The 239-nt window shown below is 50.6% G+C and carries 1 protein-coding gene; it reads right to left on the bottom strand.

From position 1 onward, the window contains the following. Positions 1-239, bottom strand: a 239-nt coding sequence (locus tag AC0IXA_RS28070) for a S1C family serine protease (RefSeq protein WP_471815006.1), incomplete at both ends; no start/stop codon positions are given.

The following is a 239-nucleotide window of genomic DNA, read 5'->3' as shown; positions in this document are numbered from 1 at the left end:
GTGTTCATAGAGACTGTTCGGTCGACACCGCTGACAATTCCTTGTGTCACCGTTCTTGAAAGGTCTTCACCAAGCGGGTTTCCGATTGCGATGACAGTTTCTCCAGCACGCAGTGAGGAGGAATTGCCTAATGCCGCCACCTTCGTCACATGACTGCTGCTAATTTCCACAACAGCTAGGTCAGTGAGCGGATCAGCTCCGACCAGTTTTCCTTCAATGGTTTTGCCATCGTGTAAGGA

The sequence above is a fragment of the Pseudomonas sp. AC083 genome (genome assembly GCF_979253165.1).
Note: the sequence above shows the minus strand (reverse complement) of the source record. Positions and strands in the feature narration are given on the sequence as shown.